This is a genomic window from Azoarcus sp. CIB, assembly GCF_001190925.1.
Lineage (GTDB): Bacteria > Pseudomonadota > Gammaproteobacteria > Burkholderiales > Rhodocyclaceae > Aromatoleum.
This window is the reverse complement of sequence record NZ_CP011072.1, coordinates 2,710,989-2,737,275: the sequence shown is the minus strand read 5'-3', so window position 1 is coordinate 2,737,275 and position 26,287 is coordinate 2,710,989. Positions and strand designations below refer to the sequence as shown.

The 26,287-nt window shown below is 63.8% G+C and carries 23 protein-coding genes; 18 read left to right on the top strand and 5 right to left on the bottom strand.

Annotated features, from left to right (window positions below):
- The first annotated feature begins 65 nt into the window (after positions 1-65).
- The 18 genes from AzCIB_RS12035 to AzCIB_RS11950 all read left to right on the top strand — a co-directional run bounded on the left by AzCIB_RS12035 (position 66) and on the right by AzCIB_RS11950 (position 20,792).
- Positions 66-866, top strand: coding sequence for an SDR family NAD(P)-dependent oxidoreductase (locus AzCIB_RS12035; RefSeq protein ID WP_026296017.1), 801 nt, complete (start codon positions 66-68; stop codon positions 864-866).
- Positions 867-927: 61 nt separating this feature from the next.
- On the top strand, positions 928-1,629 hold the full coding sequence (locus AzCIB_RS12030) for a TetR/AcrR family transcriptional regulator (protein WP_050416115.1): 702 nt from the start codon (positions 928-930) through the stop codon (positions 1,627-1,629).
- Between the two features lie 184 nt (positions 1,630-1,813).
- On the top strand, positions 1,814-2,905 hold the full coding sequence (locus AzCIB_RS12025) for an amidohydrolase family protein (protein ID WP_050416114.1): 1,092 nt from the start codon (positions 1,814-1,816) through the stop codon (positions 2,903-2,905).
- The gene (locus AzCIB_RS12020; protein WP_050416113.1) at positions 2,902-3,774 is read left to right on the top strand and encodes a fumarylacetoacetate hydrolase family protein; all 873 of its coding nucleotides are present in this window, start codon (positions 2,902-2,904) and stop codon (positions 3,772-3,774) included. Before AzCIB_RS12025 ends, AzCIB_RS12020 begins: the two co-directional genes overlap by 4 nt.
- Before the next feature lie 17 nt (positions 3,775-3,791).
- Positions 3,792-4,697, top strand: coding sequence for a 3-hydroxyacyl-CoA dehydrogenase (locus AzCIB_RS12015; RefSeq protein ID WP_050416112.1), 906 nt, complete (start codon positions 3,792-3,794; stop codon positions 4,695-4,697).
- Positions 4,694-5,866: a thiolase family protein gene (locus AzCIB_RS12010; protein ID WP_050416111.1), complete on the top strand. Its 1,173-nt coding sequence runs from the start codon at positions 4,694-4,696 to the stop codon at positions 5,864-5,866. The genes AzCIB_RS12015 and AzCIB_RS12010 overlap by 4 nt, the downstream gene beginning before the upstream one ends.
- A gap of 37 nt (positions 5,867-5,903) precedes the next feature.
- Positions 5,904-6,755 carry an SDR family oxidoreductase gene (locus AzCIB_RS12005; protein WP_018990626.1) on the top strand — a complete coding sequence of 284 codons (852 nt, stop codon included), beginning with the start codon at positions 5,904-5,906 and terminating at the stop codon, positions 6,753-6,755.
- A 272-nt stretch (positions 6,756-7,027) separates the two neighbouring features.
- The gene (locus AzCIB_RS12000) at positions 7,028-8,728 is read left to right on the top strand and encodes a DUF1302 domain-containing protein (RefSeq protein ID WP_050416110.1); all 1,701 of its coding nucleotides are present in this window, start codon (positions 7,028-7,030) and stop codon (positions 8,726-8,728) included.
- A gap of 26 nt (positions 8,729-8,754) precedes the next feature.
- Positions 8,755-10,110 (top strand): DUF1329 domain-containing protein, encoded by a 1,356-nt coding sequence (locus AzCIB_RS11995; RefSeq protein ID WP_050416109.1) that lies wholly within the window; start codon positions 8,755-8,757, stop codon positions 10,108-10,110.
- A 133-nt stretch (positions 10,111-10,243) separates the two neighbouring features.
- A complete protein-coding gene (locus tag AzCIB_RS11990) occupies positions 10,244-11,371 on the top strand; it encodes a WD40/YVTN/BNR-like repeat-containing protein (protein WP_050416108.1) in 1,128 nt (375 codons plus the stop codon).
- Between the two features lie 36 nt (positions 11,372-11,407).
- Entirely contained in the window at positions 11,408-13,855 is a 2,448-nt protein-coding gene (locus AzCIB_RS11985) for an efflux RND transporter permease subunit (RefSeq protein ID WP_050416107.1), read from the top strand.
- An 81-nt stretch (positions 13,856-13,936) separates the two neighbouring features.
- Entirely contained in the window at positions 13,937-14,902 is a 966-nt protein-coding gene (locus AzCIB_RS11980; protein WP_050416106.1) for a VOC family protein, read from the top strand.
- 1 nt (position 14,903) lies between these two features.
- Entirely contained in the window at positions 14,904-15,740 is an 837-nt protein-coding gene (locus tag AzCIB_RS11975) for an enoyl-CoA hydratase/isomerase family protein (protein ID WP_050416105.1), read from the top strand.
- A gap of 40 nt (positions 15,741-15,780) precedes the next feature.
- The gene (locus tag AzCIB_RS11970) at positions 15,781-16,611 is read left to right on the top strand and encodes an SDR family NAD(P)-dependent oxidoreductase (RefSeq protein ID WP_050416104.1); all 831 of its coding nucleotides are present in this window, start codon (positions 15,781-15,783) and stop codon (positions 16,609-16,611) included.
- Between the two features lie 10 nt (positions 16,612-16,621).
- Positions 16,622-17,548 carry a quinone oxidoreductase family protein gene (locus AzCIB_RS11965; RefSeq protein ID WP_050416103.1) on the top strand — a complete coding sequence of 309 codons (927 nt, stop codon included), beginning with the start codon at positions 16,622-16,624 and terminating at the stop codon, positions 17,546-17,548.
- Positions 17,549-17,574: 26 nt separating this feature from the next.
- Complete coding sequence (locus AzCIB_RS11960) at positions 17,575-18,531, top strand: Rieske 2Fe-2S domain-containing protein (RefSeq protein WP_050416102.1); 957 nt, start codon at positions 17,575-17,577, stop codon at positions 18,529-18,531.
- Positions 18,528-19,571: an aromatic ring-hydroxylating oxygenase subunit alpha gene (locus tag AzCIB_RS11955; protein WP_050416101.1), complete on the top strand. Its 1,044-nt coding sequence runs from the start codon at positions 18,528-18,530 to the stop codon at positions 19,569-19,571. Before AzCIB_RS11960 ends, AzCIB_RS11955 begins: the two co-directional genes overlap by 4 nt.
- A gap of 48 nt (positions 19,572-19,619) precedes the next feature.
- The gene (locus tag AzCIB_RS11950; RefSeq protein WP_083446988.1) at positions 19,620-20,792 is read left to right on the top strand and encodes a multidrug effflux MFS transporter; all 1,173 of its coding nucleotides are present in this window, start codon (positions 19,620-19,622) and stop codon (positions 20,790-20,792) included.
- A 45-nt stretch (positions 20,793-20,837) separates the two neighbouring features.
- Here the strand turns inward: AzCIB_RS11950 and AzCIB_RS11945 are convergent, their stop codons facing one another.
- From AzCIB_RS11945 to AzCIB_RS11925, 5 genes are all read right to left on the bottom strand, one after another.
- Complete coding sequence (locus AzCIB_RS11945; protein ID WP_211168871.1) at positions 20,838-21,059, bottom strand: hypothetical protein; 222 nt, start codon at positions 21,057-21,059, stop codon at positions 20,838-20,840.
- 72 nt (positions 21,060-21,131) lie between these two features.
- Positions 21,132-22,715, bottom strand: coding sequence for a phytoene desaturase family protein (locus AzCIB_RS11940; protein ID WP_050416100.1), 1,584 nt, complete (start codon positions 22,713-22,715; stop codon positions 21,132-21,134).
- A 113-nt stretch (positions 22,716-22,828) separates the two neighbouring features.
- Complete coding sequence (locus tag AzCIB_RS11935; protein ID WP_050416099.1) at positions 22,829-24,145, bottom strand: amidohydrolase family protein; 1,317 nt, start codon at positions 24,143-24,145, stop codon at positions 22,829-22,831.
- Positions 24,146-24,238: 93 nt separating this feature from the next.
- Entirely contained in the window at positions 24,239-24,808 is a 570-nt protein-coding gene (locus AzCIB_RS11930; protein ID WP_050416098.1) for an aromatic-ring-hydroxylating dioxygenase subunit beta, read from the bottom strand.
- A 39-nt stretch (positions 24,809-24,847) separates the two neighbouring features.
- A complete protein-coding gene (locus AzCIB_RS11925; protein WP_050416097.1) occupies positions 24,848-26,242 on the bottom strand; it encodes an aromatic ring-hydroxylating dioxygenase subunit alpha in 1,395 nt (464 codons plus the stop codon).
- Between the last annotated feature and the right edge of the window lie 45 nt (positions 26,243-26,287).

Genomic DNA, 26,287 nt, shown 5'->3' with positions numbered 1-26,287 from the left:
AGTGTTTCTTTCTTCTTAAAGTGTACAATAACAAAAATAGTGTGCAATAACGACAGGAGACGAAAATGGGCTTGCTGAAGGACAAGGTTGCGTTGATTACCGGGGCCGGCGGCGGCATCGGCCGCGGCGTGGCACACAGCTTCGCGCGCGAGGGGGCTGCCGTGGTGATCGCGGAGATCAACGAAGAGACTGGAGCCCTGGTGGCGCGCGAGATCGAGGAGCTGGGCGGGCGGGCGCTGTTCGTGCGTACCGACGTGATGCAGAAGGCGTCCGTGACGGGCGCGATCGAGGCGGCAGTGGCCCATTTCGGCGGGCTGGACATCCTCGTGAACAACGCCTTCGTGCCGACGCCGAACGTGCGCCTCGAAGACAAGACGGACGAAATGCTCGAGCAGACGCTGACCTCGACGATCAAGGCGTCGTGGTGGGCGATGCAGGCATCGCTGCCGCACATGCGGGCGCGCGGGGGCGGGAAGATCGTCAATTTCTACTCGATCGACGTCGAGATCGGCGCGTGGCTGCATGCCGACTACAACACGGCGAAGGGCGGCATCGTCGGCCTCACGCGCAGTGCTGCGGCGGAATGGGGGCGCTTCAACATCACAGTGAATGCCGTCGCCCCGACCGCGATGGGCGCGACCTTCCACAAGCTGGCCGCGGAGAACCCCGGTTTCGCCGAACGCTCTGCCGCGATGCGCCCCCTCGGCCGGTGTGGCGATCCGGAACTCGACATCGGCCCCGTAGTGGTCTTTCTTGCATCGGACATGTCCCGCTATGTCACCGGCGAAATGCTGCATGTCGATGGCGGGCTGCACTTGCCCGGCTACAACTCGCGTCCGGCGGATGTGCCGGTGCGCGAATACTGAATCGAATTTCTGACGGGCCCTGCGGTTCGCCCCGCGGTCCGTCCATTCCCAAGGCACACGCATGAACGACGAAGCCGAGACAGTCGCTGAAGACGGACCGGTAATGGAGTCCGCTCGGCGCAATCGCCGCTCGGACGCGACCATTGCACGAATTCTGGCATCGACGGAAAGGATCATCCTCAAGGGAGGTGCCGAGCGCATTTCCATTATCGACGTGTGCGACGACGCAGGTGTCTCGCGGGGCACGTTCTACCGCTATTTCTCGTCGCAGGACGATCTGCTCGATGCGTTTTCGCGCCACAAACGCGAGGGTTTTCACCGGGCGATGCAGGAAGTGACCGCCCCTTACGACGACCCCGACGAGAAATTTCGTGCCCTGATCGGTTACCTGGAGCACTACGCGGCGCACGGACAGGCGCGGCGTCTGCTGGTGGTGGCGCCCGATTATGCGATGGGCTTTTTTCGCCGCGTCTTCAACGACGCGCGCGTGCGCTTGCAGGACGTCCTCAGGGCCGTGTTCGACGCGTGGGATGGGCGTCTCGGCATCAGCATCGATCGCGAGCTCGTGTGCGAAATGCTGATCCGCTACGTATTGAGCGAACAGCTCGTCCCCAATGAGCGCGTAAACGAAGGCACTGCGCGCATCGAGCGTCTCGTGCGCTCGCTGATCGGTTTTCCTGCCACCAAGGGCGATGAGGCTGTCGAGGTGGCTGCGCCGACACGTTCCACGGGCTCTCGACGCCGCGAAAAAGAAAAAACATAAACAGATTTGCAAAATCTGTTTATGTTTGGCATGATGAATCTCATCGTTGCAAAGACACCGGTCGAGTGTCGCAGGCAGGAGACAAATCCCCGATAGTCAGGCGAGGTCCGTCCGGCGCATCGATGCTCCCGTCCGCGATTGCGGCACTCGGCAGGTTCCACCAACCTGCACTGGGAGACACCACATGCTCATCGACCTTCACGCCCACGCCCCCCATCCGGATTACTACGACCAGCACCCCTATTGGGGGCCGGCTTTCGAATCGCAGCCCGACGGCGACATCAAGCTTCGCGTCGGCGACTGGATCCTCACACTCGGCGCGCCCGAGCGAAAAGCCGCCTTGCGCAAAGCGAAGGCCGAGGGCAATGCCCTGAACGTGCAGGACTACATGAGCCGCTGGCGCGACCCCAAGACCCGCCTGGCGGGGATGGATGCAGCCGGCCAGAACGCCCAGGTCGTCTCGGTGCCTTCGCATTGCTACATGTACTGGACGGAGCTCGACTACGCGATCCCGTTCTCGCGCAAGGTCAACGACGTGCTCGCCGAATACTGCTCGGCGGCATCCGACCGGCTGATGTTCTGGGCGCAGGCGCCCCTGCAGGATCCGAAAGAGGCGGCCAAGGAAATTCGCCGCGCGTGCACGCAACTGGGCGCAAAGGGTCTGGGTGCGGGTGGTTCGAATTTCGGCGGCCTGGAGTTCGATTCGCCTGAGATGGATCCGGTGTGGGAGGCCCTGTGCGACCTCGACCTGCCGATGTTCGTGCATGGCTATAACCAGTCGGTGACGTGGGGCAAGAAGGCCAACACCGACCGCTACGAAACCACGGCCATCGTCGGCATGAACTACGACGAGACGAAGGCCTTCTGGTACCTGGTGAACGGCGGAGTGTTCGACCGCTTCCCCAAGCTCAAGGTCTATATCACGCACGGCGGCGGCTATGTGCCTTATCAGCTCGGCCGACTGGCGCAAACCAACCCCAACCTCGACACGTACCACAACAAGAAGCCTGTACTGGAGTACATGCGCAACTTCTGGTTCGACGTGGAACTGCACGAACTGCCGATGCGTCAGGCGCTGATCGACGTCATCGGCGCCGACCGCATCCTCTACGGTTCGAACTTCGGAGGCAGTGATGCGGTGCGTCACGACCTCACCGAAGGCCTGCGCCTTTCGGAGGAGGATCTGCAGAAGATCCGCTGGAAGAATGCCTGCGAACTGCTCCACCTCGACCCCGCGAAAGTGGGCGCCGTCGCAAAGGCCGAGGTGGCGGCATGAAGCTCGCGCGCTGCAGCGATGGCGGCGCGCCATTCTGGGCCGTCGTCAATGCCGAAGCCCGCACGGTCACCCCGATCGTCGGCAGCTTCGCGGATTGGGGACCTGCGCTGACCCGCGCGATTGCCGCGGGGCAGGGCGGAGCAGCACATTCGCTGCTGACGCCCGACGGCGACGCCCGGCCGCTCGATTCGGTAGGGCTGCTGCCGCCGATCGAGCCGGTCAATCGGGTCGTCGTCGCGGGCGCGAACTACGCGAAGCATTTGGCCGACGACTTCGGCCTGAAGTCTCCCCCGCAGCCGATCGCGTTCCTCAAAGCCTACGGCGCCCTGATCGGTGCCAATGATCCGATCCGCTATCCGCCGCTGACGAACGAACTCGATCACGAGGTCGAACTCGTCGTCATCGTGGGGGATGTGCCGGTCGACCCGGAAGACCCGCTCGCCAGCGTTCTCGGCTATGCCGTGGGCAACGATGTATCGGCGCGCGACCTGCAGCGCAGCGGTCCGGCCGGCATCGGCATGGATCTCTTCGCGGCGAAAAGCCAGGACCGCAGCACGGGAGTGGGTCCGTGGATCGTGACGCGCGACGAGTTCCCGGAGGGGAGCCCGAAGCTGCGCCTGACCCTGAAGGTGAACGGCGAGACGCGCCAGGACGGCAATACCGGCGAGATGACGTGGAACGTCGCGCAGCTGGTGAAGTTCGTCGAAGAGCGTTCCAGTTTCGCGCCCGGCGACATCCTGTTTACCGGATCGCCGGCCGGCGTGGGTCAGGGTACGGGCCGATTCCTCAATCCCGGCGACGTCGTCGAAGCCGGAATCGAGGGGGTCGGGACGATCACGAACGTCGTCGGGCCCAAACCCGGCGTCTGAGCAAGGAGGCAAGACAAATGCTCGACAAGAATCACAAGGTTGTGGTGGTCGGTGCCGGCCTGATGGGTACCGGAATCGCGCATGCGTTCGCGAGCAGCGGTTTCGCGACGCAACTGGTGGATACCAGCGCCGAGGCACTCGCCAAGGCGGAGAAGAGCATTCACGGCATCCTGGATGGTGGCGTGAAGCTCGGGAAGCTCGCCGTGGATGTGGCGGACGCCGCCAAGGCACGTCTTTCCACGAATACCGTGTTGAAACAGGCTGCCGAGGGGGCTCACCTTCTGGTCGAGACCGTCTCGGAGAATCTCGCGGTCAAGAAGGCGGTGCTGGGCGAGGCGGTTCCCGTGCTGGCCGCGAACGCGGTGATCGCGACCAACACATCGGCGCTCAGCGTCACCGAGATTGCCGCGTCGGTGCCATGTCCCGAGCGCGTCATCGGCATGCACTTCTTCAACCCGGTGCACAAGATGAAGCTCGTCGAGCTGGTGCTCGGTATCGCGACCGACGAAGCCACCGTCGCGACCAGCCGCGAATGGTGCGATGCGATCGGCAAGACCTCGATCCTGGTGAATGAGTCCCCCGGCCTGACCACTAGCCGCATGTCCGCGATGCTGGGGAACGAAGCGATGTGGATGCTGCAGGAAGGCACCGCCAGCGCAGAGGACATCGACACCGCGCTGCGGATGGGTTTCAACCACCCGATGGGGCCGCTGGAGCTGGGTGACCTGACCGGCTGGGATACGCGCCTGTCGGTGCTGCGCTACCTCCATTCGACGCTCGGCGAGAAGTTCCGTCCCTGCCCGCTGATCATCAAGATGGTGGCGGCCGGCCGCTACGGGCGCAAGACCGGGCACGGAGTATACAAGTATGACGAGACTGGCCAGCGCGTTCCGGGCTCGGGCCTGAAGGCGAGCAACCTATGAGCGACGTCTTCATAGTCGAGGCCGTCCGCACGCCGGTCGGCAAGTACCGGGGGAGTCTGGCCGGCGTACGCGCGGATCACCTCGGCGCCCACGTCCTCAACGCCGTGGTCGAGCGCGCGGGCATCTCGGCGGCCGAGGTGGATGACGTCATCTTCGGCTGCGTCACCCAGGTCGGCGAACAATCCGCGAACATCGCGCGCACCTCCCTGCTGGGGGCCGGCTGGCCGGATGCGATTCCCGGCCTCACGATCGACCGCAAGTGCGGCTCCGGCGAGGCCGCGGTACACGTCGCCGCAGGACTGATCGCCGCCGGATCGGCGCAGGTCGTCGTGGCGGGCGGTGCCGAGAACATGAGCCGCGTGCGCATGGGCGGCAACCGCGAAATCTACGGCGAGCCCTTCGGCTGGCTGGCTTCCGAGCGCTATGAGCTGACCAGCCAGGGCGAGGCGGCCGAGCGGGTCGCGGACAAATGGGAATTGACTCGCGCCCAGCTCGACGCCTTCGCGGTGGAGAGTCACCGCCGCGCCGCAGCCGCGGCCGAAGCGGGATATTTCCGCAAGGAGATCGAGCCGGTGCCTGTCGCCGCGCTCAAGGACCGAGACTACGTCGAGCCCGCACCGGAAGTCTTCGCCGCGGACGAAACGATTCGCCCCGGCACCAGTGCCGAGAAGCTTGCCACGTTGAAGACCAGTTTTCGCGACAACGGCAAGATGACCGCCGGAAATTCGTCGCAGATCTCCGACGGTGCAGCGCTGCTGCTGCTGATGTCCGCAGAGGCGGTCGACCGGCTCGGCGTAAAGCCCCGGGCACGCATCCGCGCTTTCACCACGGTCGGCTCCGACCCGACGCTGATGCTGACCGGGCCGATTGCCGCAACCCGGAAGGTGCTCGCCCAGGCCGGGCTGAATGTCGAGGACATCGATCTGTTCGAGATCAACGAGGCGTTCGCGCCGGTGCCGATGGTGTGGATGAAGGAGCTCGGTGTGTCGCACGAGCGGCTCAACGTCAATGGCGGAGCGATCGCCCTCGGGCATCCGCTCGGCGGAAGCGGCTCGCGCATCATGACCTCGCTGCTGCACGAACTGGAACGACGTGACGCGCGCTACGGCTTGCAGGCGATCTGCTGCGCGGGCGGCATGGGCACCGCGACGATCATCGAGCGCATGTAAGCGGGCGCCGCGGCAGGCAAACGACAGGAGAGACGACATGAACATCGACCTTAGCGACCGGCGCGTAATCGTAACCGGCGCCTCACGGGGCATCGGGCGTGCGATCGCCCGCGCCTTCGCCGCCGAAGGGGCGCGCGTTGCGATCTGCGCACGCACTCCCGAAGCGGTCGAAGAGACGGGCAGGGAGCTTGCGCAGCAGGCCCAGGCGGTTATCGCGCGCGCGGTGGACGTGACCGACACGCCGGGTGTGAAGGCCTTCGTGGATGAGGTCGCCGAGAGCTGGGGCGGGGTCGATGTCCTCGTTAACAATGCCGGCCAGGGGCGGGGGGGGAATCTGGACACGCTCACCCCCGAGGCGATTCTCGAGCACGCCAACATTCTCCAGATGGGGCACTTCCGCTTCGTGCAGGCGGTGGTGCCGTACATGCGCCGGCAGCGCTGGGGTCGCATCATCGAGATCAACGCGCTGGCCGGTGCGATCCCGACGCCCGACGGCATCCCGTCGGTCATCAATCGTGCGTCCTGCCTCGCGCTCTCCAAGTCCCTCGGGATGTCGCTCGCCAAGGAAAACATCCTCGTCAACTCGCTGAACATGGGTTGGATCGACACCGGCCAGTGGGAGCGCCATTTCAGGGAGGTCGGCCCCGGAGTCTCCCGTGAGGAGTTCAACGAGATGGTCCTCAAGGTGGTGCCGATCGGGCGTTTCGGCAAGCCCGAAGACGTGGCAGGCATGGCGCTGTTCCTCGCCAGCGACTACGCCAGCTTCATCAGCGCGGCCTCGATCGATATCGCCGGCGGGCTGCAGGGCCAGATCGCGTACTACCCGACACTCAAGCGCGATTTCACCGAAGCCGTGAAGCGGCGCAATGAGGGCTCGGCGACAGTCTGATTCGTCGGTGCCGACCCGGATCGGTGTGTGTTTTTACTATGGCAATTGAATTAATGAGCAGGCGGGTTGTGCGGGCTTGAATTCTAATCATAGAAGTTAAATCCGACTGTAGAATTATAAGAAATTACCCGCTACAATTCAGTTGTGTGAAAACCCGCCGTACCGGGACACAGCGATCGATCTGAAAACAGGCCGGATTCGCCCACCAATGAGGCGTGAAAAGACAAGGTCAGGGCGTCACGGTCATCGATATAACCAGAGGAGACAAATTCATGAATAATGGCAGCAGGTCTGTCCGTACCCGGTTCGCGCTGCGAGGCGTCACTGCCGCGCTTGCACTTGCATGGGTGGGGGGGGCGTCGGCGTTCGAGGTCGAAACCGGCAACCCGGACGTCAAGATGCGTTGGGATAACACGATCCGATATACGGCGGGCGTGCGCGTCGAGGATCAGGACAAGAAGCTGATGCGCAATCCGGTCTACGACGAGGGCGACAGCAAGTTCGATCGAGGCGACATCGTGACCAACCGTCTCGACCTGCTCTCCGAATTCGACGTGAGCTATCGCGGCAAATTCGGCGCTCGTGTGACCGGTGCGGCGTGGTACGACCATGCCTACGACGATCATTCGGTGACTGCGCCGACCGGCACTGCCACCGCCTATCGCAATGACAAGTACAACGGCACGGTCAAGCGCTACGTGAATGGTCCCTCGGGCGAAATCCTCGACGCCTTCGTCTGGACCAACCTCGATCTCGGCAAGGTGCCGCTCAACCTGAAGGTCGGTCGCCAGACCAACGTGTGGGGTGAAGGCCTGCTGATCGGTGCGCATGCAATCTCTTACGGACAGTCCCCGGTCGACGGCGTGAAGGCCGTAACCAACCCCGGCATCGAGACCAAGGAAGTTTTCCTCCCGATCGGGCAGGTGCATGCAAGTGCCCAGCTCACGGACAGCGTGACCGTCGTCGGGCAGTATTTCTACGACTGGGAACCGACCCGCGTACCGCACGCCGGCACTTACCTGATGGGTGCTGACACCGCGCCGTCGTCCGATAACCTTTCCTTCGGGATCGGCCAGCTCAAGGCCTCGATCATCGACGCGAAGGAACCGAGCAAGCGCGGCAATTGGGGCGTCGGTGCGCGCTGGAATGCCGAGGCGATCGAGTCGACCTTCGGTGCCTACTACCGCAAGTTCGACGACTACGCGCCGGAACTCGGTGTGCAGCTCTCGGACTTCGTTCGCCTCGGTCCCGCCGTATTGCCCCGCAAGGCACGCTTCCTGTATCCCGAGGATATCGAGCAATACAGTGTGAGCTTCTCGCGTGTGATCGGTGGCGTAAGCGTGGGTACCGAGTTGTCGTACCGCAAGAACGGGCCTTTGAATACGCCGGCGTCGCATACGCTCGACTCGGGCGCGCGCGGCGACACCTGGCATGCGGTGGTGAATGGCGTTTATCTGTTACCGCAGACGCCGATGTGGGATACCGGGACATTGATCGCCGAGATCGCATACAACCGACTCGATCGCGTGACCGAGAACGAGCAGCTGTATCGCAAGGTCGGTGCGGCAAGTTGCGTCAATTCGGCAATCGGACGCCCGGGGACCGGCACCAAGCGCGACGGCTGTTCGACCGTCGATGCCCTGCAGCTCGCCTTCAGGTTCTCGCCGCAATATCTCAACATCTTTCCGTCATGGGACCTGGCGGTGCCGGTCAGCATCAACTACGGGCTTTCCGGAAACGCACCCTCTTCAGGTGGCGGCACAGAGGGTGAGCTGCGTTGGTCGATCGGTACTACCTGGACCTATGCGTCCAAGTACGAATTCGCCCTCAACTACTCCGACCGCACCCTGCCAGTGCGCAAGGGCGTCGTTCGCGGTGAGGAACGAATTACCGGCGGTGCGGCCCACAGCAACTCCTCGGTTGGTGTGATCGACCGTGGCTGGCTGTCCTTCACGTTCAAGACGGCTTTCTGACAGGCCGCAAACAGGAGACGAGAGACATGAAGATGCGCAATTTCGTATGGGCCGCCGCGGCGGTCCTCTCGAGCCAAGCGATGGCGGCGGTTACAGCAGAAGACGCGAAACAGCTCGGTGCGACGCTAACCAAGTACGGCGCGATCCAGGCGGGCAACAAGGAAGGGACGATCCCGGAATACACCGGGGGGCTGACCAAGGCTCCGGCCGACTTCAAGCCCGACAGCGGTTTCTGGGCCGATCCGTTCAAGGACGAGAAGCCCTTGCTCCGGATTGACGGCAAGAACTATCAGCAGCACGCAGACAAGCTGTCGGAAGGGCAGAAGGAGCTCTTGAAGAAGTACCCGAGCTTCTATATGGATATCTATCCGTCGCACCGTACGGCGTCTTATCCCGCCAAGATCCTGAACAACACGGTGCGCAATGCGACGACGTGCAATACCGCCAAGAACGGGCTCTCCGTCGAGGATGCATGTCGGGGTGGTCTGCCGTTCCCGATTCCCAAGACCGGCTACGAGGTGATGTGGAATCAGCAGCTTCGCTACAAGGCCGATACGACCACCAAGTCGTCGCGCTCGTGGGTCGTGGACTCCAACGGCAAGGTGGTCATGGCGGCGCAGCAGAAAACGATGGAAGAGACGCCCTACTACCATGACGACCTGGACGGCCGCGACGCAAAGCTCTACTGGCGCACCTACTCGGTAACGCAGGCGCCGATCCGGAAGGCCGGCGAGGCGACCGGCCTCTCGGACTTCCTCGATCCGACCGAGAAGCCACGCCGCGCGTGGAGCTACACGCCGGGTCAGCGCCGCATCAAGCTTGCCCCGGAGTTCGCCTACGACACACCGGTCGCGAGCATGGGCGGCGTCACGCTGTTCGACGAGCTCTTCGTATTCTCGGGACAGATGGACCGTTTCGAATTCAAGCTGGTCGGCAAGAAGGAGATGTACATCCCCTATAACGCCTACAAGCTTTATTTCGGTTGCGGCGTCGAAGAGCAGTTCATGGACAAGCACCCGAATCCGGCCTGCTGGCGTTGGGAGCTTCACCGCGTCTGGGTCGTGGAAGCGACGCTGAAGCCGGGCGTCCGCCATGTGTACGCCAAGCGCATGTACTACTTGGACGAGGACACTTACGGCGCAGGCCTGTACGACGCGTTCGACCAGAGCGGCCAGTTGTATCGCTCGATCTTCAACTCGATGGTTCAGCTGTACGACGTCCAGGCGCCCTACACCGTGAAGAACGTGGTGTATGACTTCAACAAGGGCATGTACGCGCTGGTGAACGACGGCCTGGTGGGCGGTTATGGCGTCCTGAAGGCGCCGATGGCCAACCGCGAACTCAACCCCGAGGCAATCGTCGCGCAGGAAACCGCGCGCTGATCGTCAGCCCTCATGTGGAAGCGGGCAGTGCGGCTTGCCGTGTTGCCCCTTCCGGTTCCGGCTCACTCCAGATAGATCCCCCCGCCCGGTGCTTGTTGTGGGCGGGGAGATCGCATCGACAAGGAGTTGTCTCTTGAATCGCGTTACCCGTTCGATCTCCCGTTCCGTGGTCCCGGGCCGGCGTCTGCGTCTGACCCTTGCGGCAGCGGTTCTCGGCGCGGCAGGCGTGGCGCTCGCCACAGGTTCCGCCGTGCGCGACGTATTGGCCGTCCCGGCGGTGATCTCTCCCCAGTCCTTGCGGGGTGCCATGTCAGGTATCGCAAGCAAGGATGGACGCGCCCTGGCCGTCGGGCCGCGCGGGATCATTCTGCTGTCACGCGATGCCGGTCGGAACTGGTCCCAGCTCGTCGTGCCGGTGAGCGCAGACTTGACGACGGTGCGTTTCGGGGCGGGCAGCACCACATGGGCACTCGGACACGATGCAGTCGTCCTGCGTTCGGATAACGGCGGGGAAACCTGGTCCCGGGTGATGGACGGTCATGCGCTCTTCGAGCTGCTCTCCAAACACTACGGCGCTTTGGCCAATGCGGGCAATGAAGAGGCGGGACGCGTGTTGCGGGACGTCGAGATGGCGGCCGAGCAGTCCGCGACGCCGGGCGTGCTGGCCTATCCGTTTTTTGACATCAACGTAAATGAGCGTGGCGAGGGTTTTCTGGCCGGCGCTTTCGGTCTGCTGCTGCATACGACGGATGGCGGCGCCACATGGGAGCCCTGGATCGAACGCGCGGACAACGGGCGTCGCATGCACCTGTATGCGATCGAGCCGACGCCCGACGGTGGGGTGTTTCTTGCCGGAGAGCAAGGTCTGGTGCGTCGCCTGGATCGGGACGCGGGCCGGTTCGAGACCGTCGAAACGCCCTACAAGGGTACGTATTTCGGCATCACGGCAGGGCACGCGAAGCTGATCGCCTACGGGTTGCGCGGCAATGCCTATATCAGCCGCGATGGGGCGGCGAGCTGGTCGTCTCTCGCCATGGGCAGCGATGCGAGCCTTGTTGCCGCATTGGACCGCGGCGCGGGACGGCTGGTGTTCGTGACCCAAACCGGTCAGGTCCTGCTGAGTAATGACGATGGGGCGAGCGTGACGGCGCTCGAGGTGCCACGCGGCGGCGAGGTATTCGCCGCCGCGATGGCCGGCCCGGAAGAGCTCCTGCTCGCCCGGGTCAATGGCGTTGATCTGATCCGTTTGCCCCTCCGGTAACGGCCTCTTCCGATACTGAAATTTGCGAGACACAGCATGGCAGGCCACAGCGAACAAAGAGTGATGCCGGTGATTCGGGACCTGAAGGACTTCGATCTCGGTTCCGGTAGCGTGCTCGAGCGCATCATCTTCAACAATCGCATCGTCGTGCTCCTGGCATGCCTTGTGGCGACTCTCGTACTCGGCTTCGCCGCGACGCGCATCGAGGTCAATGCGAATTTCGAGCGGATGATTCCGCTCGGCAGCCCGTACATCAAGAATTACCTGGATAACAAAAGCGAGTTGCCGGGCCTGGGCAACACGATCAGGGTCGTCGTGGAGAACAAGTCGGGGGACGTCTTCGACCCCGGGTACCTCGACGTGCTGAAGAAAGTCAATGATGACCTTTACCTGATTCCCGGCGTCGATCGTTCGTGGATGAAGTCGATCTGGATGCCGATCGTCCGCTGGCGGGAGGTGACCGAAGACGGCATCACCGGCGGTGCGGTCATGCCCGCGAGCTTCGACGGTAGCGCAAACGAGATCGCGAAACTGCGCGAGAACATCGGCAAGGCGGGCATCGTCGGCAGACTCGTCGCGAACGATATGAAGTCGAGCATGATCGTGGCGCCGCTGCTGGAGATCCATCCGAAAACCGGTGAAGCGCTGAATTACGGCGAGTTTGCGGACGCCCTCGAAGCGAAGATCCGCACCTACGAGAGTGACAAGGTCGGCATCCACATCGTCGGTTTCGCGAAGATCGTCGGCGATCTGATCGCGGGCCTGCGCGAGGTGATGATGTTCTTCGCGGTGTCAGTCGTCATTGCCGCGTTCTTCGTCTATCTCTACACCCGCTGCGTGCGCAGCACGATGCTTCTTGTGACGGTCGCCGTGATCGGCGTGGTGTGGCTGCTCGGGCTGATGCAGTTGCTCGGGTATGAGCTCGATCCGTATTCGATCCTGGTGCCTTTCCTGATCTTCGCCATCGGGCTGTCGCACGGCGCGCAGAAGATGAACGGCATCATCCAGGATATTGGCCGCGGCACCCACAAGTACGTCGCGTCACGCTACACCTTCCGGCGCCTGTTCATGGCCGGTCTCACGGCACTGCTGGCGAACATCGTCGGCTTTGCTGTACTGATCATCATCGACATCCCGGTTATCCGCGATCTGGCCCTGACAACCAGCGTCGGCGTTTCGGTCCTGATCTTCACGAAGCTTTTCCTCATCCCGGTCGCACTCTCCTATCTCGGCGTGAGCGAATCGGCCATCCGGCATGCCACGGCGGACGACATGAAGGCGGGCGGGCGGCGTTCGTTGCCGGGGCGGATCTGGCACGGTTTGGACCAACTCACCGAGCGGAGGTGGGCGATTCCGGTCATCGCCATTGCCGCGGTCGTGACCGTCGTCTCTGCAATCGTCATGCAGGACCTTCGCATCGGAGATCTGGATGCCGGGGCGCCCGAACTTCGGCCCGAGTCGCGCTACAACCGCGACAACGCATACATCACGGAACACTACGGGCTCTCCAGCGACCAGTTCGTGGTCATCATGAAGACCGGCGACGAGGGCTGTCGTCTGTATTCGAGCCTGCAGAAGATGGACGGGCTGGCACAACTGCTGCGGCAGGATCCGGCGGTCCAGACGACGACCTCACTGGCCGAAACGGTGCGTTTCGTGACCTCGGCGATGTTCGAGGGCAGTGGCAAGTGGCTCACGATCAGCCGTAACCAGTCGATCACCGACGGCTCCGTGTCGGCAGCCGTGATCGCGACGCCGGACATCACGAACCAGAGTTGCTCCGTGTCGCCCCTGGTCGCCTACCTGAAGGACCACAAGGCGGATACCGTGGGACGCATCCTGCAGACTGCGGAAGCGTACGCGGCTGCCAACAATACCGCGCCCGATGCAAAGGAGCCGGTGCAGTTCCTGCTGGCTGCGGGCAGCGCTGGTATCGAGGCGGCGACCAACATCGAGGTACAGAAGAGCATCGTCACAATGTATCTCGCGGTCTATGGTGCAACGGCGCTGCTGTGCCTGATCACGTTCCGCAGCGTTCGCGCGACGATCGTCGCACTGATCCCGCTCGTCATCACCACGATCCTCTGCAAGGCGCTGATGGTCTGGCTCGGTATCGGACTCAAGGTCGCGACCCTGCCGGTCATCGCGGTCGGCGTCGGTGTCGGTGTCGACTACGCGCTTTATCTGCTGAGCGTGCAGATTGCCGTCCAGCGCCGCGGGGGAAGCTTGCGCGATGCCTATCGCAAGTCGCTCGATTTCACCGGCAAGGTGGTCGCGTTGGTGGGACTCACGATGGCTGCCGGCGTGATCACCTGGGCATGGTCGCCGATCAAGTTCCAGGCCGACATGGGGATCCTGCTGACGTTCATGTTCCTGTGGAACATGCTCGGTGCCCTGATCCTGATCCCGGCGCTGTCGCATTTCATGCTCAACCCGCGCGAACCGAGCGGCGCACGCGGAACCCTTTTGCGCGCGGCGGCCTGATTCCTCAAGAAATTCAAGAAAGCCGACATCGCCCGGGCGGGCGACTGTCGGACAAGACAGACCACAACTGGAGACAAGACGATGTTCGACCTCTTGCTGAGTGCCGACATGATGCTGCCTGATCCCGACGACATGGCTGCGCGGCTGGTGAACAAGCTCGGCGTGCATGGCCATCCAAACTGGCGTCAGGCGTTCGACGATCATCCCTACGTCGCGCATTTCCTGCGCGTGCACAAGTCGCTGGCGGTGTCTCCGACCCGGCTCGAGCCGCAATGGCATCTGGATCGCGAGAACCCCGGCGACCCGATGTTCCACGAGTTCCTCGAAAGCCTGAAGGACTACCAGGGACGCCATCGTCCGATGCTCACGCACTCGGTCGTGCTCGCGCTGCAAGGGCCGAAATTCGACGCCTTTGTCGACAAGCTGATGCGGCGTGGGTTGCCGTTCCGGATGGCCCAGCGCACGCCGGACATGCCGTTCGACCGGTTGTGGCTCGGCGCGACGCCAGAGCGGCCGCGTTACACCCCGGTGGTGGATGGCGGCCTGTGCATCGAGGTGATGCCGACCGAACCGCTGCAGATGCCGTCCGAGACATTCGCCGCGGAACCCATGCAGCCGCGCGACCCGAAGCCGGGCGACATGGTGCGCGTCAGTGCGCGCGGATTCCTTGTCCGCGATCTGGACGAGACGCTGCGCTGCTGTTCGACGAATCTCGACTGGGAGCCGAGCGGCGAAGTCGAAGCGCTGCATCGCGAGGGATACCGCCGCGCGACGATGCCCTTTACCGTGGCCAACAGCGCCAGCCTTGACGTGATCCAGCCCAGCCGCTGGAACAGCGACGCGGGCCTGTACCTGAACAACTGGGGGCCGGGGCTTTACTACATTCGCATCGCGGTGAGCGGCCTCAAGGCCAAGGCCGAGGACTTGCGCGCGCGCGGGACCCGTTTCCAATGGATCGAGGAGTCCGAAGCCGTCGGCGGCGGCGCGATGATCCGGATCGATCCGAGCGAGATGCGCGGGCAGCTCATCGAGTTCGAGGAGGTCTGACATGGCATCCGACCTTGCGGTCAAGAATGCGGGCGCCGAGTCGATGGCGGTCCCGCTCAACGACGCCGTGGCCGTGGAGCGTCAGGGCAGTATCGGCTGGGTCGTGCTGACCCGCCCGGCCCAGATCAATGCGATCAACGACGACATTCGCACCGGCGTTCCGCAGGCTCTGCAGGATCTCGAGGCAGACCCGGCGATCCACGTGATCGTCATTCGCGGGGATGGCCCGCGGGGTTTCTGCGCGGGCGCCGACATCAAGGAACTGCGTGGCCCGGAGACCTCGATCGAAGTGCGCCGGCGCATGCAGGGCGCGCGCTGGGTCGAGGCGTTCGATGCCGCGGAGAAACCCACGATTGCGGCCATTCATGGCTATTGCATGGGAGGGGGCATGGAGCTCGCGCTCGCTTGCGACATCCGCTTTGCCACGCCCGATGCGGTTTTCAGTCTGCCTGAGACTGCCCTGGGCCTGATTCCCGGCGGGGGAGGGACCCAGCGGTTGCCGCGCGTGGTCGGTCCGGGCCGGGCGATGGACCTGCTGCTCACCGGTGACCGCCTGAGCGCCGATGAAGCGAAGGCGATCGGCCTGGTCACCCGGGTGGCGAGCGCGCCGGACAAGCTGGTGGAAGAGGTGCGCGCGTTCGCGATGCGCATCGCCTCGCGCGCGCCGGCGGCGACGCTGTGCGTGAAGCGCGCTGCGCGTGCCGCACTGGACGTCGACCTCAAGAAGGGCCTGGACCTCGAGCTGGATCTTTTTGCACTGCTCAAACCCAGCGACGACGCGAGGGAGGCGGCGACCGCCTTTCGCGAAAAGCGCGAACCGCGCTTCACCGGTCGCTAAGCGACGCGCTCCGCGCAGACAAGAATCAGGAGACAGACAGATGAGCGAGCGAAAACTGGATGGCCGTGTCGCGATCGTGACCGGTGCGGCCGGCGGCCTCGGCGCCGAATCGGCCCGCGTGCTGGCGATGCACGGTGCGAGTGTGGCAATCACGGACATCGACCTCGACGGCGCACGCAAGGTTGCCGCCGAGATCGAGTCGGGCGGTGGGCACGCGATTGCAGTGCGGGCAGACGTCTCGTCCGAGGCGGACGTCGCGGCGATGGTCGCGGCGGTGGTGAACCGCTTCGGGCGAGTGGACGTCCTGTACAGCAATGCGGCGATCCTAAGCGTCGAGCAACGCCAGCGCGACCGCGACGTTGCCAACATGGACGTCGAGGCGTGGGATTGCGCGATGGCGGTGAATCTGCGCGGTGCGATGCTGTGTGCCAAGTATGCGATTCGCGAGATGCTCAAGCAGAAGAAAGGCTCCCTGATCTTCGCGACCTCCGGACTCGGCGCCCAAGGCGACCTGTCGCTGTCGGCCTACGCCGCCTCGAAGGCGGCGCTGATGATGCTCAGCAAGTCGATTGCGACCCAGTACGGCAAGGAGGGCATCCGCTCCAACGCGCTGCAGATCGGACTCGCGCCAGCAGAGAATGCCCATGGGAGCATGCCGCCGGCCGTGATCCAGATCATCCGCGACAACCACCTCACGCCCGATGTCGGCACCCCGCGTCAGATCGCCGACGTGGTGGCCTTCCTCGCGTCCGACGAGTCGTCCTTCGTAACCGGCACGACGCTGGTCGCCGATGGCGGTTTCTCATGCCACACGCCCTCGCTTGTCGCGATGAAGGCTCTCTTCGCGCAGACCGGCGCGAAGAGTATGTAAGGGGTCGTCCATGAAAGCAGCTGTCATCAGCGAGCGGGGTGCCGCTCCGGTCGTGCAGGAGTTTCCGGAACCGGCGCCACAGGAAGGCGCCGTCCTCATCGACATGGACACGGCAGGGCTCGGGGGCTGGGACGTACTCGGCGCGTACCGGCTGGGCGTGCAATACCCGTGCGTGATCCGCGGCGAAGGCGTGGGCAGGGCACCGGACGGCCGCCGCGTGTATTTCGGCGAGCGCTCGGTGATGCCCTTCGGGGCGTGGGCCGAGCGTACGCTGGTGCCGACCGATGAGGTCTGGGACGTGCCCGACGAGGTCGACGACAAGACCGCGATCACGATGGGCATCGCTGCCACCGGCGCACTGGTGCCGCTCGAGCAGGCCAACATCCAGCGGGGTGAGCAGGTTCTGGTCCTCGGTGCGACCGGCACGCTCGGGCAGGTGGCGCTGCAACTCGCCCGCTATCTCGGCGCGGGCAGGGTCGTCGCGGCCGCACGCTCCGCCGAGACCCTGCAGCGCCTGAAGACGCGCGGGATTGCCGACGAAGTCGTAGCCCTCGGTAGCGAGAACGATGTCGCGGCGTTGAAGGACGCGGCGGGCGACGGTTTCGACGTCGTGCTCGATCTGGTGTGCGGGCAACCGATGCTCAACGCCCTCAAGGCGACCCGCTGGGGCGCACGCATCGTGACGATCGGCACGGGTGCAGGGCGTCAGATCAATCTCGATATCGCCGATCTGCTTTTCCGCACGCTGTCATGCGTGGGTACGGGGCAGCGCCCGCCGGCCGATCGCCGCGCGATCTGGGAGCGCCTGTTGCGCATCGCACGCACAGAGAATATCCAGGTCGACTACGCCGACTATACGCTGGATCAGGCTGCCGAAGCCTGGGCGTCGCAGATTGCCGGACCGCACGCGAAGATCACCGCGCGGATCAGGGGCTGACCGGCAAGGGGCAGGGGAGGCTGGGCATGGGACGATGGTGGGCGGTCGCGCTGTCCGAGGCGGTGCAAGGTGACAAGGCGCTCGCGGTGACCTGCGAAGGCGAGCAACTCGCCGTGTTTCGCGACGGGAGGGGCGTAGTGTTCGCGCTGGAGGACCGGTGTCCGCACCGGCGTGTGCCGCTGTCGCCCGGACCCGTGAAACCTGGTGGTCTGCAGTGCCCCTACCACGGCTGGACCTTCGACGGCGCGACGGGCCTGTGCAATGACATTCCCAACCTGCGTCGCGATGAGCGGGTGCCGGCGCGTTATGCGGCGCGCGCCTTTCCGGCGGCCGAGGCGAACGGCTTCATCCACGTCTGGCGGGGGGCGGGAACTCCCGCCGCCGTATTGCCGGGCGCGTCGTATCGCGCGGCAGGTCGCGAACAGACCGGTTCAACAGTGGCCAATATCGCGTTCGAGCAATATCTCGACGTGATGCTCGACGGCCCGGAATGCCTGCTTTCCTTCCCCGGCGTGCACATCACCGATTTCTTCCTCGGCGATCCGCGCCGCGACGGCGAGCATCTTGTCCTCGATCGAGGCGCGGTGTGGAAGGGCAAGGGAAATGGGCCGGCCTTCGTGCGAGACCATTCGCTGTGGGTACGTACTCGCGTACCGGTAAGGGGCGGCGACATTCGCGTGGAACTCCTCAGCGCCGAAGAAGATCCGCTCGTCACGATCTTCATCGCTGCCAGCGAGAACAGGCGGGGTACCACCAGTCTGGTCTGGCGCGGTTTTCTTCATGCCACGCCAGCGCCGCTGTCGTGGCGGTGGCGAATCGCGCGGGCGATCGGACGTGCTCCGTTCGCAATCTTCCCCCAAATCGACGGCGCAGCCGTGGCGGCACTCGAAGTCGCACCGTCACGAGATCGCAGATTGGCGAAGACCGATACGAGGACGCCGGCCGGGCGCGTGGTGACCGTGCAGGAGAGGTGCGCAGTATGAGCGAAGTCCCGATGATGGATGCGGCAGGGCGCGAAGCGGAGGCGACCTCCAAGCGCGACTGGGTACCGATCAATCTCGATCTGCGCGACACCTGGTTTCCCGTCGCCTACAGTGCGGACATCGGTGAGCGGGCGGTACGCCGTATCGTCCATGCGCAGGACGTATATCTATGGCGCGACGGCGTGAGGTTATATGCGGCCGAGTTTCGCCCCGACCGCCTTGACGCGATGCGCGCCGGCGCAAGTGCCTTCACGAACGGCTCCGGTTTCTATCCGGCTGTCGAGCGCTACGGGTATATCTGGGCGTGGTACGGAAACCCCGATAACGCGCACGAGGAACTGATCCCGAGCATCCCCTTCCTGCCCCCCGATGGTCAGGGGATCCCCCGCTACACGCAGCGCGCGGTGCGCTTCGATGCGGCCTCGCCGCTGTCCGTCGAGAACCTCATCGATCTGACACATGCCGACTTTCTGCATGCCAATGCGATCGGTGACGGCCAGTCCGAGAACGATGTCGTCGAGGTCCATTCGACCTCCGAGACGGTGACTCGCATCCGCAACGTCACCCGCAAGTCGGTGGCACCGGTGATGCGCTGGATCGGAGGCGTACGCGCCCAGTACCAGGATCTGCGCGCAGTTCTGCATGTCCATCTGCGCAACAACGTGTGCATCTCTTACCCGAACTTTACCCCGGGCTATCCGATTCCGAACGTGCAGCCCTTTGTGCCTGTCGGCAAGCACCGTTCTCGTGTTGACCAGACGAACTACACTGTCCACGCGCCGGCACCGTTTCGCTGGCTGATGCCGCGCATCTCCTACGTGATCCAGCCACAGGACAACTCGGTGCTGCGCCCTCAGAACGCGCGCTATTTCGAGTCCACCGAGCGCCGCGACCTAAGCTCGCGTTTCGACGGCCCCGGCAATCGCTACCGATTGCTGATGATGCGTCTCGCCGAGAGGCAGCAGCGCGGGGACTTCGGCTACGGCGCCGATGCCGACCCGAGTGCCGACATTTCGGCAGTGCTCGGCATGCGGGGCTGATTTCTGCAATCCGGACCCCGTCCCGGTACAGGGCAACTCGGCACGACCGTGATCCTCGCGGGCTTGGCGATGCTCGGCCCGTTTTCGATCAACACCTACCTGCCATCCTTCGGGGAAATGGCGGTGGTGCTCGGCACGGATCGAGTCGCGTTGCAGCAGACAGTGGCGATCTACTTCGCCGCCTTTGCCTTCATGGCCCTGTGGCATGGCACGATCTCGGATTCCTTCGGGCGCCGCCGCGTGGTGCTGGCCGGTCTGGTCGTCTATGCATTGGCGTCGCTCGGATGCGCGCTTGCGACGCAAGTGGAGCAGTTGTGGGTTCTGCGGGCACTCCAGGGCTTCTCGGCGGGTGCCGGGATCGTGATCGGTCGCGCCGTCGTCCGGGATCTGCATGAAGGGCCGCGTGCGCAGCGCATGATGTCGCAGGTGGTGTTGATGTTCTCGATCGCACCCGCCGTCGCTCCTTTGGTGGGCGGCTGGTTGCAGGTCGCGATGGGCTGGCGGTCCGTTTTCGTGTTCCTGTGCCTGCTTGCCACCAGCCTGCTCGTGGCCGTGTTTTTCGGATTACCGGAGACCCTGCCCGCCTCGCAGCGTCACCCCTTCAATCCGGCGGGTGTGCTTCGCGGTTACGCGTCCGTGCTCGGAAACGCGCGCTTCATGAGCTGGGCACTGGCGTATGCCTGCATGTTTGGCGGCTTCTTCCTTTACGTCCTGTCTACGCCGGTGTTCCTGATGGAGCACCTTGGCCTGGGCGAGACCGATTTCCTGTGGATGTTCGGACCCGCGACGGTGGGTCTGATGTTGGGCTCCGCGCTTGCGGGCCGCCTTGCGCAGCGCTGGTCCACGGCCGCCACGCTAAAGGCCGGCTTCGCGATCATGGCTGCCGCCACGCTCTGGAATCTCGCCGTGTGCCTCGTCGAACCCGGCGGCACGGCGTGGTATGTGGCGTATCTCCTGTTCTTCAATCTGGGCATGTCGGTGATGATTCCAACGATCACGGTGCGCGGCCTGGATTGTGTACCGGAGCGCCGCGGCACCGGCTCATCGGTTCAGCTGTTCATCCAGACGGGATTCAACGCCTGGATTGCCGCGGTGCTGGCGCCACTGATGTGGCATTCGCTGTTGTCTCTCGCGCTGGGAGCCGCTGCTCTTGCCCTGTGCGGCGTCCTCGGGGTGGTCGTGGCGGGCCGCCTGTCCAGCTTCTCCGAGGCCCATCAATGAGGGGCTACTCCTTCACCGGCTGCGCTATCTGCGCGCGACGGCGAATCAGCTTGATCTTGCGGCCTGGCGGTAACCCCTGAACAGGATCAGCGGCATCCGCAGTAGCGTCCGCCACCCGAGCAGCTGGAGCGCCTGCCAGCAGTCTTCGGGGCGGATCAGGATGGTGGTGGCCATCGAGCCCATGACCTTGCCCTTCATGACCAGCGTGTCGTCCTTTCGCTGGATGGACTTCACTTCGACCATCTCCACGCCTTCCTTGCTGAACATCTTCACGGCTGCCGCTCTCCATCACGTTGGATGTGACCGCAACCGCGCGACGCGGTCGCGGCGTTCCACGGGTCAGTTTTCGATGAGGTCGTCGAAATCCATGCCCAAGTCTTCCAGCACCACCTGCGCCGCATTGCGTCCGGACGCTGCGGTGACCCCGCCCCCCGGATGGGTGGAGGCGCCCGCCATGTACAGACCCGCCACCGGCGACTTGTACTGCCCGTAGCCCGGGGCAGGGCGGTTGCCCGCGATCTGCCAGTTGTACGAGCCGAAGTGCAGGATGTCCGCACCGATCATCGCGTTGTTGTGGCGCTCGATATCGAGCGGGGTGAACCACGAGAAACCGATGATGTTGTCGTCGCTCATATTGGTCGTGAGCTTGCGCAGGTCGTCGAGGAATCCGTAAGCGATCTCCTTGCCGATCTCGTCCCAACGCTGCGGGCCGCCCTTCACGTTGTAGGGGCAGAAAGCGTACATGTTGAGCACGCGCTTGCCCTCGGGTGCCCGCGTCTTGTCATAGACGTCCTGCATCACGTGGGCGACGAAGTCGCGGCGCGGGATGCCGTATTCGAGATCGGAGAAGGCGCGTGCGAACTCCTCCCAGTCGGAGTGCGAACGCTCGACCCAGAAGAAATCGTCCACCGCCGGACCGACCTTGTACTGCGGCGCCTCGTGCAGCGCGAGGTGCAGGTTGAAGGGCTGGAAGCTGTTGCGTTTCAGCCCCCGAATCCGCGGCTCGAATCCTTCCGGCAGATTCGCGCCCGGCACCATGTGCGGGAACACCTGTTGCACGTGCATCGTCGAAATGACGCCTTTCTTCGCGACGATCTCCTCGCCCGATTCGAGCACGACGCCCGTCACCTTGCTGCCATCCATGCGCATCTGCTTGACGGGCGCATTGACGCGTACCGCGCCGCCATGCGATTCGAAGCACTCCCGCAGCTTGTCCGCGAAGGCACCCGAGCCGCCGACTGGAATGCCGACACCGTAGCGGTGCATGAAGGGCAGAATGATGTAGAAGCCGAATCCCGTGCCGTTGTTGAACGGGTTCATCATGGCTTCCGAGGCATAGCGGGCCAACGCGATGCGCACCTTGGGGTGCTCGAACCATTCGCAGATGAAGTCCCATGCGCTCATCGACTGGGTTCGCATCAGCGATTGCCCGACCACGCTCTGCTCCATCATCACGGCTTGGGCGCCCGCGTTCGGGGGCGCATGGAACATGCCCATCACCATCATGTCGAGGTTCTGGAACACCTCCTTGTTGAAGCGCCGGTAGGCTTCCGCATCCTTCTGCGAGAATTTTGCGATCGCTTGGGCAGTCTGTTCGAGATCGGTGTAGAACTCGAGCGTGGTCCCGTCGTCGTAGAAGATCGCAGTCATCTTGTCGGGGTTGATGTACTTCAGCCCGAACTTCGATTTCAGCTGCAGTTCGTCGTTGCGCAGCAATGGGTTGGCCTGCAGCAGGGTATGTGCGACCGAGCAGACGTCATGCTTGAAGCCCGGCGCCGTCAGCTCGCGCGTCATGACGCCCCCGCCGACCTTGTCGTTTTTCTCGACGACGCATACCTTCAGTCCCGCCTTCGCCAGGTAGCACGCGGCCACCAGACCGTTGTGACCGCCACCGGCGACCACGATGTCGTATTGTTCGCTCATGGATATCTCCCGTTATCGGTTCCATCGTCGGGCGTGAGGGCGCCCGCCGCGCTATCGGGGATAGCGCGGGATGTCTTCCTCTCGTGCTGCGGGCGCCGTGAAGCACCCCCGGATCAGAGTGCGGTTTCGGCGTCCGCCTGTTTGAACATGGCGTTGATGTCGCCCGAAGTGACCGGTTTGCCGGCTTCCCGCTTCGGTGCCGCGCCCCCCATGCCTTGCGTGGGCGAGGTGTCGATGCCCTTGGCGCGAGCCTGCGCGCGCAGCGCGCCGACGGTGCAGTTCTCGCGGCCGAGGATCGCGAACGGGTCGTAGCTGTATTCGCGCATCACGTTCCGGTGAGTGACCTTGGCGATGGTCTCGTCGGGGAGGTGCCTGAAGCTCTCCCACACCACTTCCGGAGAATTCGGCCAGGTGCAATCGGAATGCGGGTAGTCGCATTCCCAGCCAACCATGTCTTCACCGATGTGCTTCAGGTTCTGCAGCCCGAAGTCGTCCTCGATGAAACACGTGATGATGTGCTCCTTGAAGATGTCGCTCGGCTTCTTGCCGCCGAAGCTGGCATTCGTCCAGGCCTTGTGATGCCGGTGGGTGAAATCCGCGCGCTCGAGGAGGTAGGGAATCCAACCGATGCCGCCCTCGGAAAGCGCCATCTTCAGCTTCGGGAACTTCCTCCACATCGGAGCCCAGATCCAGTCGGCCGCCGAGTTCGCGATCGAGATCGGCATCGAAGTGATCCACGCGTCGATCGGCGACAGGTCGGAGGCGTGCTCGGCCTTGACGCCGGTGCCGATGTGGCAGTTGATGACCACCGCGTTGTCCGCGCAGGCCTTCCACACCGGGTCCCAGTACGAATCGTGGATCGACGGGAAGCCATGTAGGGCGGGGTTGTCGGAGAAGGAGATCGCATGCACCCCGTCCTTCGCCATGCGCTTGATTTCGGCGGCGGCCGCCTGCGGATCCCACCAGGGAATCAGCGCCATCGGGATGAAGCGACCCGGGGCGGCGTTGCACCAGTCGTGCAGGTGCCAGTCGTTGTAGGCCTGGATGGCGGCGAGCGATACGTCGCGCGCGTCGTCGTACTGCTGGAAGCGCTGCCCCGCGAAGCCGGGGAAGGTCGGGAAACACAGCGAGCCGAGCACGCCATTGGCGTTCATGTCGTCGACGCGCGCCTGGACGTCCCAAGTGCCGCGCCTCATGTGTTCGTAACCGAGCGGCTCCATGCCGTACTCTTCCTTGGGGCGACCGACGACCGAGTTGAGGCCCATGTAGCCCGTTGCCCGTCCTTCGAAAACCCACACGTCACGACCCTTATGCTTCTCGATGTGAGGCTCGCGCCCCTTGAAGCGGGCCGGCATGTGTCGCGCGAAGGCGTTCGGGGGTTCGATGGCGTGGTCGTCGATGCTGACGAGGATGAGATCTTCAAGTTTCATCGCGTGTTGTCTCCGATTCCGCCTTCGCATGCCGCGCACGTGGCCGAGCGGCATGCAGACGGTATGTTTGTGGTAGTGGTCGCCGTTACGCGTCTAAAGGATCACGCCCAGGTTGGGGGTGCCGATGACGACCTGGTCGAGCAGGATCTCGCGGCGAGCGAGTTTCAGCGCGCCATCCTCGCGGCGCAGAACGTCGTGGCGGACGCAGGGGATCAGGTCGAAGTAGTCGAAATCGAAACGGCTGCGTGTAAGGAGCAGATAGCTCTCGACCTTCAGGTCATCGCTGTCGTCGATTCGGTAGACGCGTACGTTCGTGACCAGACGCTTGATGCGCGATGGAGGATCCTCGCCCCAGGCGCTCTTGGTGTCGGTAATGCGCTTGACCCGCATGAGCATCGAGCCGTAATTCTCGTGTAGGTGCTGGACGTTGCGCGAATAGGTCTGGTCGAACTGGGACGTCGAACGGGTATGGCGCAGGGGCGCGTTGTATTCGAGGTCCTTGGTGAGCAGCTCCGCCCATTCGCCGAGGCGCAGGTTGTCGAGCATTTCGGCTTCGTCATAAAGGAAGTCGAGCACCTCGTTGTAGGTATCGCTGCCGGAGGGAATACGGTTCGCCTTGATCGAGGGCGGCAGCGGAGTCGGTTCGAGCAGTTGCTGAAGCATGGAGGTCTCCTGAAATAGGGGTAAGTAGTCGCGCTGTGATCAGTTCTCGGCAGTCATCAGTTCGTACCAGTATTCCCACCAGCGCCACTGGGTGTCGTCCTTCGTGAAGCCGTCACCGACATCGCCAGGGCCCGGCCAGCCTTCGAGCCTGTTGTTCTCGTACATCGACTGATACTTCATCGTGATGTGCTTGCTCACGGCACCCTTCGCCGCGAGCGTCTGGTGCGGCCAGGTGTCCGAATCGTCCTGCTCGACCATCCCCGAGGTGCCCAGGAGTTGGACGCCGAGGCGCAGCATCTTGGCCTTGAGTTCCGGCGGAGTGTCCTTCTCGGCCAGGATCCAGTTCACGAATTCCAGCTTGTCCGGCCCCTTCGGGACATAGGCGTGCAGCGCCATGACCCCGATCACGCCATCGGGCGAGGGGATGTAGACGAACTCGAACAGCCCGTTGGGAAAGAAGTTGCCCACCTGGGGCGGACGCCAGGCCATGACGCGCAGCTGGTCATCGCTGAAGCGACGGAGCACTTCCGGCAGCATCTCGGGCGTGATGCCCGGCGGGGGCAGCGCCTCGAGTTTCTCCTTGATCGACAACTCGCTCGGGTCCTTCCCCGTCAGGCGTCGGATCTTGCGGTCCAGCTCGATGCATCGCATGGTATGTGCGTGCGCGGTGTAGACCTCGGTGCCGTACATCTCCGGTGTCAGGTCGCCGCCGCCACCTTCGCTGCCCGGCTTGCGATAGGGGCCGACTTCCGATAGCCAGCGGTGCAGGGTCAGAACATGGAATCCGTCCGACGCCGACTGCTCGCAGGCAGTCTTCCAGTTCGCACGGATCGTGAAACGCTGCGGGGGACCCAGCACTTCCATGCCCTTGTCTGTGCGGCACCAGAGCGTGTCGAAATACCATTTCGCGTCGCCGAGGAAGTCCTCGAAGCTAGGGCCCTCGACGTTCCACGTCGCGAAGACCAAGCCGCCATAGATCGCGACGCGCGCCTTCTTCAGGCCGAGTTCCTGCTTGGTCATCATCTTCCCGTGCATACATTCCTTCTCGACCGGCGCGCCGATAAAGTCGCCGTTCGGCTTGAATGCCCAGCCGTGGTAGATACAGACGTGAGTCATCGTGTTACCCACGTCATGGGTCGAGATCTTCATGCCCCGATGGGGGCAGACGTTGAGGGAGACGTACACCTCGCCGTCCGCCCCGCGTGCCATCAGCACGGAATCCGATCCCATGTCGCGGACGACGAAATCGCCCTTGTTCGGGATTTCGGTTTCGTGCCCCAGGAATACCCAGGTCTTGGCGAAGATGCGCTCCATCTCGAGCTCGAACAGTTCGGGATCGGAAAGCGCCCGCATCTTGACTTCGCGGGTTTCGAGGTTGATCAGGTCGGAAAGCAGTGTGCCGTCCGAGAGTTTCGGGTTTGATTTTCTGTCCATGTGTTCCTCCTCCTTGAAGGTCGTCCGTTCGTCTGCGCTTAAAAA

Coding starts and splice junctions, on each gene's coding strand:
- AzCIB_RS11945 (WP_211168871.1), bottom strand. CDS start 21,059: ATGTTCAGCAAGGAAGGCGTGGAGATGGTCGAAGTGAAGTCCATCCAG.
- AzCIB_RS11980 (WP_050416106.1), top strand. CDS start 13,937: ATGTTCGACCTCTTGCTGAGTGCCGACATGATGCTGCCTGATCCCGAC.
- AzCIB_RS12020 (WP_050416113.1), top strand. CDS start 2,902: ATGAAGCTCGCGCGCTGCAGCGATGGCGGCGCGCCATTCTGGGCCGTC.
- AzCIB_RS12010 (WP_050416111.1), top strand. CDS start 4,694: ATGAGCGACGTCTTCATAGTCGAGGCCGTCCGCACGCCGGTCGGCAAG.
- AzCIB_RS12015 (WP_050416112.1), top strand. CDS start 3,792: ATGCTCGACAAGAATCACAAGGTTGTGGTGGTCGGTGCCGGCCTGATG.
- AzCIB_RS11955 (WP_050416101.1), top strand. CDS start 18,528: ATGAGCGAAGTCCCGATGATGGATGCGGCAGGGCGCGAAGCGGAGGCG.
- AzCIB_RS11940 (WP_050416100.1), bottom strand. CDS start 22,715: ATGAGCGAACAATACGACATCGTGGTCGCCGGTGGCGGTCACAACGGT.
- AzCIB_RS11975 (WP_050416105.1), top strand. CDS start 14,904: ATGGCATCCGACCTTGCGGTCAAGAATGCGGGCGCCGAGTCGATGGCG.
- AzCIB_RS12035 (WP_026296017.1), top strand. CDS start 66: ATGGGCTTGCTGAAGGACAAGGTTGCGTTGATTACCGGGGCCGGCGGC.
- AzCIB_RS11930 (WP_050416098.1), bottom strand. CDS start 24,808: ATGCTTCAGCAACTGCTCGAACCGACTCCGCTGCCGCCCTCGATCAAG.
- AzCIB_RS11925 (WP_050416097.1), bottom strand. CDS start 26,242: ATGGACAGAAAATCAAACCCGAAACTCTCGGACGGCACACTGCTTTCC.
- AzCIB_RS12000 (WP_050416110.1), top strand. CDS start 7,028: ATGAATAATGGCAGCAGGTCTGTCCGTACCCGGTTCGCGCTGCGAGGC.
- AzCIB_RS12030 (WP_050416115.1), top strand. CDS start 928: ATGAACGACGAAGCCGAGACAGTCGCTGAAGACGGACCGGTAATGGAG.
- AzCIB_RS11970 (WP_050416104.1), top strand. CDS start 15,781: ATGAGCGAGCGAAAACTGGATGGCCGTGTCGCGATCGTGACCGGTGCG.
- AzCIB_RS11995 (WP_050416109.1), top strand. CDS start 8,755: ATGAAGATGCGCAATTTCGTATGGGCCGCCGCGGCGGTCCTCTCGAGC.
- AzCIB_RS12025 (WP_050416114.1), top strand. CDS start 1,814: ATGCTCATCGACCTTCACGCCCACGCCCCCCATCCGGATTACTACGAC.
- AzCIB_RS12005 (WP_018990626.1), top strand. CDS start 5,904: ATGAACATCGACCTTAGCGACCGGCGCGTAATCGTAACCGGCGCCTCA.
- AzCIB_RS11965 (WP_050416103.1), top strand. CDS start 16,622: ATGAAAGCAGCTGTCATCAGCGAGCGGGGTGCCGCTCCGGTCGTGCAG.
- AzCIB_RS11935 (WP_050416099.1), bottom strand. CDS start 24,145: ATGAAACTTGAAGATCTCATCCTCGTCAGCATCGACGACCACGCCATC.
- AzCIB_RS11985 (WP_050416107.1), top strand. CDS start 11,408: ATGGCAGGCCACAGCGAACAAAGAGTGATGCCGGTGATTCGGGACCTG.
- AzCIB_RS11960 (WP_050416102.1), top strand. CDS start 17,575: ATGGGACGATGGTGGGCGGTCGCGCTGTCCGAGGCGGTGCAAGGTGAC.